This is a genomic window from Rhodobacteraceae bacterium D3-12, assembly GCA_025916135.1.
Taxonomy (GTDB): domain Bacteria; phylum Pseudomonadota; class Alphaproteobacteria; order Rhodobacterales; family Rhodobacteraceae; genus JAKGBX01.
In genome coordinates this window covers 2,314,168-2,328,171 of the sequence record CP104793.1, presented here as the reverse complement: position 1 = coordinate 2,328,171, position 14,004 = coordinate 2,314,168, and the positions used below count along the sequence as shown (strand labels likewise).

The following is a 14,004-nucleotide window of genomic DNA, read 5'->3' as shown; positions in this document are numbered from 1 at the left end:
CAGAACTCAAATGCAGATTGGCTTCAAGGAAGCGCTTTAGAAGCGCCAAGGGGTGTGATCCGGCGGATTGGGGCAAAGCAAGCCGCCGGATCGCAGTTTTTTTGGTGTTTAGCCGAGGTGGGCACGCACTGCAGCGAGCATTTTCTTGCGCTCGGCGCGGGCCTCAATGGCCTCGTTCATGTCCACTTTGCGGAATTTCACCGGGGTATGCGGTTGCAATTGCCCGATCAGATCCATGTCGGCCGAGATAATCGCCCCGAGCGTGAAATAGCCACCGCCCGACACCGCATCGCGGTGCAAGACAATCGGCTCCAAGCCGCCCGGCACTTGGATAGAGCCATAGGAATAGCAGCCATCGACGATGTTGGAAGGATCGGCGCCCGCACCGAAGGGCTGTTCGCGGTCGACAAATTCCAGTGGTTCGCCACCTTTGAAGCGGTACCCCATGCGGTCGGCTTCGAGCGCGACGGTCCAGTCGTCATCAAAGAAACCTTGCTGTGCAGCCGGGGTGAGTCGGTGCCAATAAAGACCGGGAAGCACGCGCAACTCGGCCGGTGTGCCCGGTAGTCTGCGCAGTTCAGCAGGGACGTTTAGCCCCGGTTCAATCATGTCAGCTTCGCCCAAGGGGATCACGTCACCGGCGCCGATATTGCGCCCTTCGATGCCGCCGAGCGCGCCGATGGGATAGGTCGAGCGACTGCCAAGCGCGGTGGGCGTGTCGATCCCGCCGCTGATTGCGATATAGGCGCGCGCGCCGGATTTGAGGAAATCAAAGCTCAGGGTCTGGCCCGCTTTGACGGCAAATGCGGTCCAGCCGTCTTGGACAACGCCGTCAACCTTTGCCGGGAGGGTCGCACCGGTCACAGCGACCAGAGCGTCCGACTCGAACAGGAGTTCGGGGCCCATGAACACGACTTCGAGGCCAGCGGCACCTTCGGGATTGCCGACAAGCATGTTGGCGACACGCATTGCAAAGCGGTCCATCGCGCCACCAATCGGGATGCCAAGGTGGAAATAGCCCGGTCGGCCCAGATCCTGAATCGAGGTCGAGAGGCCCGGTTGAATGACTTTAAGCGACATTGAGTGCCTCCATCAGTTTGGCGTTGGTGCCAGGCATATCGGCGTTGAAGGCTTCGAGATCGAAATCGACTTCGGCGATGCGCGGCACATAGGTGTCGGCCTCGACCTCTGCGAGAATGCGGTCATATTCTGCGCGGTCGATGGGTTTCCATTTCACGATGTCGCCCGGTTTGAAAAACACCATGAAGTCTTTGAGGTAGCTTTGCTTTTGTTCGGGGTCGAAGATTGGCATCGGGGTCACGCCGAACATCTGATAGCCGCCAGCCCCCCGCACGGAGTAGACACAGGAAAAGCAGCCGCCATAGCCAACCGTGAGTTTGGGGGTGTCGGTGCGCGGGCGCAGGTATTTCGGCACTTGCAGCTGTTTTTCGCGCTCGACCAATTGGTAGAGGAAGGGCAACCCGGCCACAAAGCCAACCATCGACACGAACCACGGCTGCGAATGATGCGCTTCGATAAAGCCGTCAACAGAGTCAAACCCGTTGATCCGCGCCGCATAGTCGAGATCGGTGCCCGAGGGATCCTGATGGCGCTCGCGGAAGCGCATGAGCGTTTCGTGGGTCCAAGGGTCTTGGTAGTAGACCGGGATTTCGATGATCCGGGTTTTCAGGCGTTTCTCGGCATCTCCGGCCTTGTGCTCCAGCTCCTGCACCTTTTTCATCATCTCGTCGGGCGCGATGACATCAGGGTCAAAACGCACTTGAAAGGACGCGTTTGCGGGGCAGATTTCTGTGACGCCTTTGATATTGGCATCGCGCACTGCATTGCTCATCGAGAGCGATTTGAAAAATGCATCCAGCGACATTTCATCGTCGATCTCGACGTAGATATGTTCGTCGCCACCGTAGGTATAACGTGTTTTCACGGTTTGCCTCTTGTCGTTAAGGGGTTGCGTTGAGGTTGCCCGCAGCCAGCCAAGGCTCGAGCCATTGCGTATGAAAGTCATCTGCCCGCACGGAAGGATCATGTGCCAAAGCGAGGTGAAGGGGTGTTGTGGTCTTGAGGCCGCCGATTTCCAGCTTTTCCAGAGCCGTGATCAACAGCGCGATTGCGGCGGCACGATCTTCGGCGTGGACGATAAGCTTGCCCAGCAGGGAATCGTAGAACGGCGGCACTTGATAGCCTTCGTAGAGGAAGTGGTCGAAGCGGATGCCCTTGCCTTCGGGAAGGCGCAGGCTGTCGACTTTGCCGGGGAAGGGCAGGAACTGCATGGCCGGGTCTTCGGCATTGAGCCGCACTTCGATGGCGTGGCCGCTTCGGGTGATGTCCTGTTGTGACTGGCGCAGTTTGCCGCCGCCTGCGACGTGGATCATTTCCTGAACCAAATCGCTGCCGGTCAGCATTTCCGTGACCGGGTGTTCGACCTGTATTCGGGTGTTCATCTCGATAAAGAAAAACTCTTTGGTTTTGCTGTCATAGAGATATTCAAGCGTTCCGGCACCGACATAGCCGACGGCCTTGGCCAGAGCCACGGCGGTATCGCAGAGATGGGCGCGCGTCGCCTCGTCGAGACAGGAGGCACCGGCTTCTTCCCAGACCTTCTGGCGGCGGCGCTGCATGGAGCATTCGCGTTCAAAATAGTGCACCGCATCGGTGCCATCGCCCATAATCTGAACTTCGATATGTCGCGGCGCGTTGATGGCCCGCTCAAGGTAGAGGCCGCCGTCGCCGAAGGCTGCATTGGCCTCGGCCTGTGCCTGTGGTGCCATTTTGCGCAGGTCGGCTTCGCTGTCGGCAATCCGAATGCCTTTGCCACCGCCGCCTGCTGCGGCTTTGATCATCACGGGGTAGCCCAGATCGGCAGCTACGGCGACTGCGTCGTCGACAGTATCAAGCCGTCCTTTTGAGCCGGGGACAACCGGCACGCCGGCGGCTTCGGCAGCTTGTCTGGCGGCCACCTTGTCGCCCATCCGGTCGATCGTGTCGGCAGAGGGGCCGACAAAGGTGATACCGGCCTTTTCGAGCGCGCGGACAAAATCGGCGTTTTCAGCCATAAAGCCATAGCCGGGGTGGACCGCATCCGCCTGTGTCGACTTGACCGCTTCTAGCATCGCGTCGACGTTGAGGTAGGAGTGCGCCGCTTGGGCAGGGCCGATGCAGACCGCTTCATCCGCCATCCGCACTGCCAGCATGTCGGCGTCAGCTTCGGAATGGGCCTGGATGGTGTGAATACCCATCGCCTTGGCTGCGCGGATGATCCGCACCGCGATTTCGCCGCGGTTGGCGATCAGCAAACGTTTGATTGGCATGGATCAGCCCTCGAACTCAGCAAGCCATTCGCCTGCGCCAATCGCCGCGCCATTCTCCACGACATATTCTTTGAAGGTGCCTGCGGCCTCGGCCTTGACTTCGATAAAGGTTTTCATGACCTCGATCAGGCCGATGACATCACCGGCGGCGATGGCATCGCCGGGCGTTTTGAACAACGGCTCACCCGGAGCGGATTGGGTGTAGAATGTGCCGGGGACGGGGGAGAGGATATGAGCCATGATGGCCTCCTTTATTGGTCGGTCTTGTTATAGGGTTTTCGCGATTTCGGCTGCCGTTGCGATCCGGATGCCTGCATCCTGCAGACCGGCGCGGATGGCCTGACCCATGTTTAATGCGCCGGGTGTGTCGGAGTGAAAGCAAATCGATTCAAACGGAATTTCGATCTCGTCGCCTTCGACCGTGGTCACCTTGCCGGTTTTGCACGCTTTTACGCATTTTTCAGCGATCTGTTCAGGGTCGGGCCGGCCCACTTGCCGCCGGAAGACGATGGAGCCGGTATTGTCGTAATCCCGGTCGGCATAGAATTCGCGGATCACCGGATGGCCGGCGCGTTGGGCCGCGGCATAGGTTTTGGAGATTCCCATGCAGAACAGAAGCGACGTGGGGCTGGTTGCCTGAAGCGTGTCGACCAGCATCTGCGACAGGTCTTCGTTCGCGGCGGCCTCCATATAGAGGGCACCATGCAGTTTCACATGCTGCAACTGGGCACCGTGGCGTCGTCCGAATTCGCGGATGGCGCCGATCTGATAGACGATGTCATTGATCAGCTCTGCCGCGTCGGTCTTGATATAGCGGCGCCCGAAACCTTGTAAGTCGGCATATCCCGGGTGCGCGCCGAGCCCTACGCCATGCGCTTGGGCGAGCTTGATAACACGGTTCATTGAGTTCGGATCGCCCGCATGAAAACCCGCAGCGATATTGGCGGAACTGATGATTTTCATGATCTCTTCGTCAGGGGCATCGCCAAGCACCCACTGACCGAAACCTTCACCCATGTCGCAATTTAGGTCGACGACCTCTTTCATGGTCACATCCTTTTGTTGTTGTGATCCATGATGGCAGCTTGCAGCGAAATTGATATTTCATTTTTTTATTGATGCATTATTAAAAAATCAGATAATTGTATGGCGGCGGCTTTGGAAAAGGAAATTTAGAGTTGAATTTCAAGCACCTGAAGTACTTTGTTGCCACGGCGGAGACCGGCCAAGTTAGCCGGGCTGCGCGTTTGTTGTCGATTTCACAGTCTTCTGTGACCGCATCAGTGCGTGAATTAGAGGCAATCTTGGGCGTAACGCTCTTTCAGCGTCGCGCCTTGGGAATGGAGTTGAACGAGGCCGGGCGTGAATTCTTGCCCGTGGCGCGAGACATCCTCGATAAGGTGGAGGCGGCGCATCATATCCACCGTGGAGCGTCCGACATCAGTGGCAGCCTGACTATTGCCGCGACTTACACGGTGCTGGGGTATTTCCTGCCGTTTCATATTGCGCGGCTGGCGCAGCTTTATCCGCAAATCGAACTGAACATCGTCGAGTTGAACCGACAGAGCATTGAGGAGCAATTGCTGCGTAGCCAGATCGACATGGCGGTGGCGTTGACCTCGAACATCCATCGCGATGGGATCGAGACTTTGACGTTGCTGAAATCACCGCGCCGTCTGTGGGTGCCAGCGGGGCACCCCTTTGGCGAAGACAAGGAAATCTCGCTCCAGCAGATCGCCAACGAACCCTATGTAATGCTGACGGTGGATGAGGCTGCGCATTCCACTATGAAGTATTGGAATAGCAACAATGCTCACCCAAATATCAAGCTGCGCACCTCTTCTGTTGAGGCGGTGCGATCGCTTGTGGCGAACGGGCAGGGGGTGACGATTTTGTCCGATATGGTGTATCGGCCTTGGTCGCTTGAAGGGCGGCGGATCGAGACGGTGTCGACGGATGTGGAAATTCCGACGATGGATGTGGGGCTGGCTTTGAACCGCGCCACGCCGCTTACTCCGGCGATAGAAGCTTTGCGGTCGTATTTCACCTCTGCGTTCCTATCGCCGAAGCTGCAATTATGACTGACCTTGTCCGGCATTGACCGGCTATGAGCAGCTTTGACTGGCGCAGACTTGTGCTAACGGTGCATATCGCTCATAGGCTTGCGCCATGAACAGCAGTCGTCTCAAATACGGTGCGATTATCAGAACAGGCCAGCGGAGTGTCATAGTATGATCGTTGGTCTGGGACTGATCGCGCCGTTCTTTGTGTATATCCTTGCCGGAGTTGCGGCTCAGTTGCTGTTGCGCCATGGGGCCGAACAGCAGCGGTGGCTGGATGCGTTCATTTTTTACATCGCCTTGCCTGCACTGTTGTTTCAATCGGTGCGCGTCGTCCCGCCGGGCGCGGCGAGCCTGCTGGGGTTCTTGGCCGTGACCACCGCGATGACCGGGGCGATGTTTGTGCTCGGCTGGCTGATCGGGCGTCGCAACAAAACCGAGGACCATCCGGCGGTGTTCGGGCTTGCGGCCAGCTATTCCAACATTGGCTACATGGGGCCTGCTTTGACGGTTGCTGTTCTTGGCCCTGCGGCAGGGGCGCCTGCGGCTTTTGTCTTTTGCGCTGATGTGCTGCTGATCTTTACCATTTGGCCCGCCATGATCGACGGCGGAATTCGCAATTTTGCGCGCCTCGCTGCATCCTTGCGCAAAGTTGTGACACATCCGTTTATTTTGGCAACGCTGGCGGGGCTTTTGTTTGCGCGAACGGGGTGGGATTTGCCTGCGGCACTGGACACGCCCCTGAGCGGATTTCAAAACGCCGCTGCGCCTGCGGCTCTGTTCTCGCTCGGTTTGACGCTGGCGCGAAACCGGAGTCGCGCGCTGGATACAAGGCTTGGGGCGTGTCTTGTTGTGAAGCTGATTGTGCATCCATTGGCCGTCGCCTTGGCGTTCATGGTTTTTACTGGCTTTGATCCCGTTTGGGTCGCGACGGCCATTATTATGGGGGCGTTGCCGCCAGCCGCGAATGTCTATGTCATGGCCCGCGCCGAGGGGATTAGCGTGCCGCTTTCTGCCCGCACTGTCCTTTATGGCACTGCTTTTTCTGCGATCACCTTGCCTGTTGTTATCTCGCTGCTTTCTTAAGCGGTCGACCTTGCGCGGCGTGAAATCCACCAAATAATTCGACGAATTCCTTTTGAGCGACTAGTATGGGCGACGGATCGTGTTGGTCAGCTGGGACTGGGTGATGCGGGTCTGAGGGGGAGAGGGTGAAGAATATTTGGTTCGCTCAAACATCGTGCGCCGTGCCTGCTGCACCCGACTTGGAGCCTGTTGATTGTGCCGGCTTTGGCGTGACCCAAATATTTGTGCGCAAATCGCCTATTTCCAAATTTGTTATGGGGTAGAGTTGAAGGTGGAATGCAGGTCCGGGGTTTGTGGTAAACCGCTGGACGGGAGAAAAGGATGCAAGGTTCGATCGACAAAAACGCGATGTGGTCGCGAACGATTTCAGAGACCTATTTTCCGTTGTCGGTGCAATGCCGTGACCCCAAGTCGTTCAGCGGCTCGCTCAAGTCTTGGGGATTGGGGATCGTGGGGCTTTCGGAAATGCAATGTGACGGGGTTATGTACCGGCGTCACAAGAGCCATTTCGAGAAAGAAAAGGACAACAGTCTGCTGATCACGATCCCTCATGGGGGGGATGTGAATTTTCACCAAGCCTCGCGGCAGACCCGCTGTGGGCCCGGTGGTTTTTTGGTCGAGCAGGGGGACATGCCTTATGAGTTCTCTCATGAACGGCGCAACAAGCTGTGGGTTTTAAAGGTGCCAACGTCCAGCGTTCAATCCCGGCTTGGACCGACGGAGCGGCTTAGTGCTTTGACCTTCGATGCGACCTCTGGCGTGGGTTCGTTTTTTGTGGGGGCCGTGCGCAACACGATCGACAGTATTGATGTTATTGACGATGCCGCGCGTGAGATGGCGGGGCAGCATTTGTTGGACCTGTTGTGCCTGTCGATGCGAAGCGACGATCGCATTTTGGGCAGTTCGGTTTCGACCATTCGTGCCGCGCATTTGCAGCGCGCAGAGCAGTTCATCCGAGATAGTCTTGCCAACAGGAACCTTACGCCGATGCTTGTGGCGGAATCCTGCGGTATCTCTTTACGGTATCTTCAAGGGTTGTTTGCCGAGAATGATTGCTCGGTTGCCAGCTATATCCGCGACAAACGACTGACCCGCTGTCACGAGACGCTCACGTTGGTTCATGACAGTTCGACGGTGGCGCAGATCGCCAACGAGTGGGGGTTCTATGACCATGCGCAGTTCTGCAAACACTATCGTGTCAGGTTCGGCTGTACGCCGTCGGACACCCGTAAGAAAGCCCGATCCGAGGCGGAAATTCGCCCTGGGTAACTGCATCGGGTGATGATGCCCGACAAGCTCTGAAAACCAACTGACAACACGTCAACCATGAGACCGAATAGCTGCGCCGTTTGCGCAGAACAACCTCTGCTGGCCAATAGGCAAGCGCCGAAAAGGATAGGAACGAGCGATGACAAAGACGAGAATGGCAGTAGATGTCGGGGGGACATTCACCGACGTTTGTATCATGGACGAGGAGAGCGGCCAGATCAGGATCGAAAAGACGCCTTCGACACCTGACGATCCGTTGCGCGCGATCATGACCGGAGTGGCGGATGCAAAAGTGGACCTTGCGGATGTCAGTATGTTTTCGCATGGCACCACCGTTGCCACCAATGCCCTGATCACCCGCAAATTGCCGAGGTCGGCAATGGTCTGTACCGAGGGGTTTCGCGATGTTGTGGAGATCCGGCGCTCGAACAAGGAAGACCTGTGGGATACCTATAAGGATGTGGCCAAACCCTATATCCCCCGGCGGGATCGTTTGACTGTTAAGGAGCGCATTGATGCGTCCGGCAAGGTCATTCAGGAGTTGGACGAACAAGAGGCGCGCAGGGTTGCAGCGTTGCTGAGCAAACGCGGGGTGAAGGCGATTGCGGTGTGTTTCATCAATTCATATGTGAATGGTGAAAACGAAGTCCGCATGCGCGAAATCTTGCGTGAAGAGATGCCGGACGTTCACATTTCGATTTCTTCCGAAGTTATGCCGGAGATCTTTGAACATGAGCGGTTTTCGACCACGATGGTGAACGCTGTCGTTTCGCCCGTTGTTGTCGATTATGTTTCGCGGCTTGGGGAAAAGCTGACCGAGGGCGGATACGAGCGAGACCTGCTGCTTTTGCACACGGGCGGCGGCGTGATGACGCCTGCGAGTGTCAAAGATTTTGCAGCGCGGCTGGCCGGGTCCGGCATTGCGGCGGGTGCCATCGCCAGTCGGTTTATCGGCAACCTGTGCGGCTATGAGAACTCGATCGGGTTCGATATGGGCGGCACCAGCACCGATGTGTCGCTGACGTATCGGGGCGAGTCGACTGTGACCAAGGACTGGTTCATCGAATACGGCTATCCGATCCGCTTTCCCAGCATTGAGGTTCTGACAATTGGCGCCGGTGGCGGATCGTTGGCATGGAAAGACGAGGGCGGATCGCTGCGCAACGGGCCGCAATCGGCGGGGGCCTATCCGGGGCCTGCCTGTTATTCCAATGGCAACGAAGTGGCCACCAACAGTGACGCCAATGTCGTGCTTGGCCGGTTGGGTCACAGCCTCGCCGGGGGGGATATTACGCTTGACCCTGCTTTGGCCGAAAAGGCGGTGCGCGAGACCGTGGCAGAGCCATTCGGGATGGAATTACACGCGGCGGCGGAGGCGATTATCGACGTTGCCAATGCCAATATGGCCAATGCTGTGCGGTTGCTTTCCATCAGCCGGGGCCATGATCCGCGCGATTTCGCGCTGGTGGCATTTGGCGGGGCGGGTGCGTTGCATGGTGCCGCTGTTGCGCGCGAGCTTGCTATTCCGATCGTTATTGTGCCGCCCAATCCGGGGGTGACCTCGGCCATGGGATGCTTGCTGGTCGATATCCAGCATGATTTTTCCGACAGCTTTATGGCCGATGCCGCCGACACGACGCCGCAATCCCTTGAAAAGGCATTTGCCAAGATCGAAAAAGAGGCGCTTGAGCGGCTGCACCACGAAGGTGTGTCGCCGGATGATACGGTGCTGCAACGCACGGTCGAGATGATGTATCAGGGCCAATGGCGGTCTCTGTCGGTCTCGGCGCCCTCAAAAATCACGAGCACCAGCGATCTGGTGAGCGGGTTCCATGCCGAACACGAGCGGGAATACAATTTCCGCAGGGAAGACTCTCCGGTCAGTATTTTCCGGGTTGGCGTGAAGGCTACGGGCGTTGTGCAAAAGGCCGAGTTGCCCTCGTTCGAGGTGGTGGCGCATACGCCCGACCCAATCGGCACGCGTGCGGTTTGGTTCAAAGGCGAAAAAACCGAAGCCGCTGTTTACGACCGGGCTTTGATGAAAGCGGGGGCCGAATTCACCGGTCCGGCCATCGTCGAACAGGTCGATTCCACCGTCGTCGTGCCGCCCCAATCAACGGCGACCGTCGATCAATACATGAACATTCTTATTCGAGCGAAGGACTGAGACATGAACACGACATCCAGACAGGACCTTGACCCGGTCACCTTCGAAGTTCTCAAGAACTCTTTCATCACCTCGGTGGATCAAATGGCAGAGCAGATGCTGCGAACCTGCTATTCCTTTGTGATCTACAATCGGGATTTCTCGAATGGGTTGCACGATGCCCAAGGCAATTGCGTCGCTCAGGGCAATTCGGACATCGCCGTGCATGTTGGCACGCTGCATTATACCTGCAAGGACGTGATCCGCGTCTTTGAAGGAGACATGTATCCGGGCGATGTATATGCGATCAACGACCCCTATGCGGGGGGCACGCATTTCAGCGATGTGCGCTTGATCCGGCCGATTTTTGACGAAGAGACGCTGATCGGGTTTTCGCAATCCAACGGGCATTGGTCGGACCTTGGCGGCTCTGTTCCGGGATCGTTTAATGTCACGGCACATGAGATGTTTGGTGAGGCGGTGCGGATCACGCCGATCCGGTTGTTCCACAAGGGCAAGTTCTGTTCCGACGTTGCGAATATGATCGCGGCCAACACGCGTGATCCTGCCTCGATCATCGGTGATATCCATTCACAGGCACAAGCCACGCAGGTGGCAGAACGCGAACTTCAGCGTCTTGTTGGCAAATACGGGCGCGATCAGGTGACCCGGGGCATGGACGAGGTTCAGGATTATGTTGAACGCGCCGTGCGCCAGCGGATTTCCGATTTGCCGGATGGCACATGGGAGGCGGTGGACTATATCGACCGTGATCCCGGTGCGGGCGAGGGGATGATCCCGATTCACATCAAAATGACGATCAAGGGTGATGAGATTGTCTATGATTTTGAAGGCAGCCACCCAACGATCTCGTCGATCTATAATTCCGCACACGGCGCGACGTTTTCGGCCGTTGTTGCGGGGATGAAGACTTTTTTCCCGGATCTGCCGTTGAACAGTGGATTCTATCGCATGGTCGAGGTCAAAGCCCCTGCGAACAGTGTTGTGAGCGCAGAATGGCCTGTGGCCGTGACCGGGTTCCTGATGCCTTTTGAGAAGATCATGAACGCGATTTTCGAGATGTGGTCGCAGATCATGCCGGAACGGGCGATCGCCTGTGCCTTTAACCTTGAGTACCTCCTTGCTGGGGGCAATGACCTGCGTAAGCCTGAAAAGCCGATTTACATGTTCTACGAGTGGTTGCCCGGCGGTTGGGGCGGGCGCAACGGCAAGGATGGCAGCGATGTGACCACCGCCTGTTTCGGCACCGGCTTGATGTCTCAGCCATCAGAGGGGAACGAGCGGGTGAACCCCACGCGGGCGGATGAATTCCAGATCAAACAGGACAGCCCCGGGCCCGGAAAATGGCGCGGTGGTGCGGGGGTCATCAAGGCCTCGACCCTGTTGGAGGCCGACAATACCGTGATGTCGTATATTTGCGATCGAGAGCGCGCGGTTGTCTGGGGCGTTGAAGGCGGTCTGCCGTCGATGCCGCACGGGCTTATGATCGAACACGCCGAAACAGGCGAGCAGAATTGGCTCGGATCGGTCTTTTCCAACTATAAGATCAAAAGCGGTGACAAGTTCACGCGCCCAACGGCGGGTGGCGGTGGTTACGGCGATCCGATGGAGCGTGACCCGGAGCGGGTGCTGCAGGATGTGATCGACGAATATGTCTCGGTTGGGCGTGCCGAGATTGACTATGGCGTTGTGATCAAGGTGAACGACGCTGAGCTGCTGGATTATGAAGTGGATACAGAGGGCACCGAGCGGGCGCGGGCGCACATCCGGCAGAACCGGGTGGACTGGGCGCGCATGGATCCCGAAGCCGTTTCGAAAATGTATCGCGACGGTGAGATCAACGAGATGGATGCGGTGCGCAAATATGCGGTCATCTTGGATTGGGGAACCGGGGAGTTGATGGTCAACTCAACGCGCCAGTTCCGTGAGAGCTTTGAGCGGCGCTCAGTCGCGCATTGGAGCTAAAGAAGACCGGTAAGGATTGGGGCAGGGCGGGCAAAGGACTTTTCAGGCCTTGCCCGCCTTGGCTCCGCTCTCTTTTGGGGCATTTTTGCGCAGCTCTAATTCGGGCGAGATGAAGTCGATCCAGCGATGTATCAGGTTTGTCGTCTCTTCAGGGTTTGAGGAATAGCGATCCTGAATGACCAGCCCCCGCATGAGGCTTCTTGTCATCGTCTGAATGGCGATGACGTCCTCGTCTGTTCCTGTTGTGGAGCGGAACGTGCGCAACGCCAGTTGGTCAAGCTCGTCATTCCACATTTCCAGTTTGTCTTTGATGCGCTCTTGCAATTTCAGGTCCGTGCGCGTCGCGATCAGAATTTCAAGCAGGGCGAGATAGGCATCGGTGTTGGTGAGTTTTTTCCAGTTGGACAGGATTGCCGCTTCTACGGTTTCCGGGATGCTTTCGGAATTTCGGGGCTGCATGAAGGGACGTTCCAACAGCATGTCGGAGGTCGCCACCATCAGGTCTTCCTTGCTTGGGAAGTGATGTTGAAGGGCACCTTTTGAGAAGCCGGCCTCGTTTGCGACGCGCTGAAGCGAGGTTTCACCATAGCCGAGCTTTATCAGGCAAGTAATTGTTGCTTCGCAAATTTCCTTGCGCACGCGCCTGCTTTTTGCTTGCTGCTTTCCAAGTCCCTCAGCCGAGTTCATGTCGTAACCTTTCCGCTTTGACCGCCGTGCCCCGGAGGGTTGTGTTCCCCTGAGCAAGCGACCGGTTGAACACCTATGTGCCCGTGCGGAGGCAAGGGTAGGGATTGAGGGATAGGGCCTAAGTTTTCGAAAAAAGTCAAACCGGATGGATTTGAAATATTGACAGGTCTTGAATGGGGTGAATAAAGTCAATCCAGATGGACTGTTTTTGGCCTACGGCCGTTGGGAGGCGGTCCAAGGGGGAAGAAAAATGCCAATCGAGTTTGATGGCGGGCAGAGCCCGTTTGATTTTGACCATCGATATCAAGGACCATTTTACACCGAGGATCATCAGGCGTGGCGCGCCACATTGCGTGCCTTTGTCGATAAAGAGATCATGCCGTTTGTCGACGAATGGGACGAAGCGGGGGAATTCCCGCGCGCGCTCTATACCAAGGCGGCGCAAGTGGGGCTTTTGGGGGCAGGGTATCCTGAAGCTTACGGCGGTATCCCGGTGTCGGATGCGTTTTTTATACTGGTCACGGCCGAGGAAATGGCGCGGTGCAGTTCGGGTGGGATCAATGCCAGCTTGTTGGTTCACAGCATCGGATTGCCGCCGGTTCTTGCGACCGGTTCCGAAGACATGAAGCGCAGGATTGCGCCACAGGTTCTTGCCGGTGAAAAGATTCATGCATTGGCGGTGACCGAGCCTTCTGGCGGGTCCGACGTGAGCAACCTGCGCACGACGGCGGTGCGGGATGGCGATCATTACATCGTCAACGGATCGAAAATGTTCATCACCGGCGGTATGCGCGCCGATTATTATACGGTTGCGGTGCGCACCGGCGGCGAGGGGGCGGCGGGTGTTTCGTTGCTGTTGATCGAACGGGAGCGAGAGGGGTTCACCAGAACGCCCTTGAAAAAGCAGGGGTGGTGGGCATCCGACACTGCGGCGCTTTATTTTGACGATGTGCGTGTTCCGGCAGAGAACCTTATCGGTGAGGAAAACCAAGGCTTTAAGGGGATTATGGCGAATTTCAACACCGAGCGTTTGTGGATGTCGGCCAGCGCGAACGCTTTGGCGCGGGTCTGTCTTGAAGATGCGTTGGCATGGGCGAGAGACCGTAAGACTTTTGGTAAACGGTTGGCGGATCATCAGGTGATCCGTCACAAGCTTGCCGAGATGGCGCGCAAGATCAACGCGACACAAGCCTATCTGGAGCAATGCGCGCTGCGGGTTGGTGCGGGTGAAAAACCGATTGCCGATCTGTCGCTTCTCAAAGTTCAGGCGACGCTCACCATGGAGTTCTGTGCCCGCGAGGGGATGCAGATTTTGGGCGGCGCGGGATATCTTCGCGGGTGTCGGATCGAGCGGATTTACCGCGAGGTCCGGGTGAATGCGATTGGAGGCGGTTCGGAAGAAATCCTGCGCGATCTGGCGGCACGCCAGATGGGAGTATGA

12 protein-coding genes are annotated in these 14,004 nt (G+C 57.2%); 6 read left to right on the top strand and 6 right to left on the bottom strand.

Annotated elements, in window-relative coordinates; translation table 11 throughout:
* Positions 1 to 108 precede the first annotated feature (108 nt).
* Genes N4R57_11420 through N4R57_11400 form a run of 5 tightly spaced genes read right to left on the bottom strand, consistent with a single transcriptional unit; the run spans position 109 to position 4,376 of the window.
* Complete coding sequence (locus N4R57_11420; protein UYV35682.1) at positions 109 to 1,080, bottom strand: biotin-dependent carboxyltransferase family protein; 972 nt, start codon at positions 1,078 to 1,080, stop codon at positions 109 to 111.
* On the bottom strand, positions 1,070 to 1,945 hold the full coding sequence (locus N4R57_11415) for an allophanate hydrolase subunit 1 (GenBank protein ID UYV35681.1): 876 nt from the start codon (positions 1,943 to 1,945) through the stop codon (positions 1,070 to 1,072). The genes N4R57_11420 and N4R57_11415 overlap by 11 nt, the downstream gene beginning before the upstream one ends.
* 16 nt (positions 1,946 to 1,961) lie before the next feature.
* Positions 1,962 to 3,329 carry an acetyl-CoA carboxylase biotin carboxylase subunit gene (locus N4R57_11410; GenBank protein UYV35680.1) on the bottom strand — a complete coding sequence of 456 codons (1,368 nt, stop codon included), beginning with the start codon at positions 3,327 to 3,329 and terminating at the stop codon, positions 1,962 to 1,964.
* 3 nt (positions 3,330 to 3,332) lie between these two features.
* On the bottom strand, positions 3,333 to 3,569 hold the full coding sequence (locus N4R57_11405) for an acetyl-CoA carboxylase (GenBank protein ID UYV35679.1): 237 nt from the start codon (positions 3,567 to 3,569) through the stop codon (positions 3,333 to 3,335).
* Between the two features lie 27 nt (positions 3,570 to 3,596).
* Positions 3,597 to 4,376, bottom strand: coding sequence for a 5-oxoprolinase subunit PxpA (locus tag N4R57_11400; GenBank protein ID UYV35678.1), 780 nt, complete (start codon positions 4,374 to 4,376; stop codon positions 3,597 to 3,599).
* Positions 4,377 to 4,507: 131 nt separating this feature from the next.
* Here N4R57_11400 and N4R57_11395 point away from each other — a divergent pair, with 131 nt between their 5' ends.
* The 5 genes from N4R57_11395 (at position 4,508) to N4R57_11375 (ending at position 11,876) form a co-directional block, all read left to right on the top strand.
* Positions 4,508 to 5,410 (top strand): LysR family transcriptional regulator, encoded by a 903-nt coding sequence (locus N4R57_11395; protein ID UYV35677.1) that lies wholly within the window; start codon positions 4,508 to 4,510, stop codon positions 5,408 to 5,410.
* A 150-nt stretch (positions 5,411 to 5,560) separates the two neighbouring features.
* Complete coding sequence (locus tag N4R57_11390; protein UYV35676.1) at positions 5,561 to 6,475, top strand: AEC family transporter; 915 nt, start codon at positions 5,561 to 5,563, stop codon at positions 6,473 to 6,475.
* Positions 6,476 to 6,796: 321 nt separating this feature from the next.
* Positions 6,797 to 7,744: a helix-turn-helix domain-containing protein gene (locus tag N4R57_11385; protein UYV35675.1), complete on the top strand. Its 948-nt coding sequence runs from the start codon at positions 6,797 to 6,799 to the stop codon at positions 7,742 to 7,744.
* A 139-nt stretch (positions 7,745 to 7,883) separates the two neighbouring features.
* On the top strand, positions 7,884 to 9,911 hold the full coding sequence (locus N4R57_11380) for a hydantoinase/oxoprolinase family protein (GenBank protein UYV35674.1): 2,028 nt from the start codon (positions 7,884 to 7,886) through the stop codon (positions 9,909 to 9,911).
* A gap of 3 nt (positions 9,912 to 9,914) precedes the next feature.
* Positions 9,915 to 11,876, top strand: coding sequence for a hydantoinase B/oxoprolinase family protein (locus N4R57_11375; protein ID UYV35673.1), 1,962 nt, complete (start codon positions 9,915 to 9,917; stop codon positions 11,874 to 11,876).
* 42 nt (positions 11,877 to 11,918) lie between these two features.
* On the opposite strand, the gene N4R57_11370 is transcribed toward N4R57_11375, so the two are convergent.
* Positions 11,919 to 12,374: a hypothetical protein gene (locus N4R57_11370; protein UYV35672.1), complete on the bottom strand. Its 456-nt coding sequence runs from the start codon at positions 12,372 to 12,374 to the stop codon at positions 11,919 to 11,921.
* Positions 12,375 to 12,813: 439 nt separating this feature from the next.
* Here N4R57_11370 and N4R57_11365 point away from each other — a divergent pair, with 439 nt between their 5' ends.
* Positions 12,814 to 14,004, top strand: a complete 1,191-nt coding sequence (locus N4R57_11365) for an acyl-CoA dehydrogenase family protein (GenBank protein UYV35671.1) — start codon at positions 12,814 to 12,816, stop codon at positions 14,002 to 14,004.

What these genes read in the sequence shown, in the direction of transcription:
- N4R57_11420 (UYV35682.1), bottom strand. Translation starts at nt 1,080, where the DNA reads ATGTCGCTTAAAGTCATTCAACCGGGCCTCTCGACCTCGATTCAGGAT.
- N4R57_11410 (UYV35680.1), bottom strand. Translation starts at nt 3,329, where the DNA reads ATGCCAATCAAACGTTTGCTGATCGCCAACCGCGGCGAAATCGCGGTG.
- N4R57_11405 (UYV35679.1), bottom strand. Translation starts at nt 3,569, where the DNA reads ATGGCTCATATCCTCTCCCCCGTCCCCGGCACATTCTACACCCAATCC.
- N4R57_11400 (UYV35678.1), bottom strand. Translation starts at nt 4,376, where the DNA reads ATGAAAGAGGTCGTCGACCTAAATTGCGACATGGGTGAAGGTTTCGGT.
- N4R57_11390 (UYV35676.1), top strand. Translation starts at nt 5,561, where the DNA reads ATGATCGTTGGTCTGGGACTGATCGCGCCGTTCTTTGTGTATATCCTT.
- N4R57_11385 (UYV35675.1), top strand. Translation starts at nt 6,797, where the DNA reads ATGCAAGGTTCGATCGACAAAAACGCGATGTGGTCGCGAACGATTTCA.
- N4R57_11380 (UYV35674.1), top strand. Translation starts at nt 7,884, where the DNA reads ATGACAAAGACGAGAATGGCAGTAGATGTCGGGGGGACATTCACCGAC.
- N4R57_11375 (UYV35673.1), top strand. Translation starts at nt 9,915, where the DNA reads ATGAACACGACATCCAGACAGGACCTTGACCCGGTCACCTTCGAAGTT.
- N4R57_11370 (UYV35672.1), bottom strand. Translation starts at nt 12,374, where the DNA reads ATGGTGGCGACCTCCGACATGCTGTTGGAACGTCCCTTCATGCAGCCC.
- N4R57_11365 (UYV35671.1), top strand. Translation starts at nt 12,814, where the DNA reads ATGCCAATCGAGTTTGATGGCGGGCAGAGCCCGTTTGATTTTGACCAT.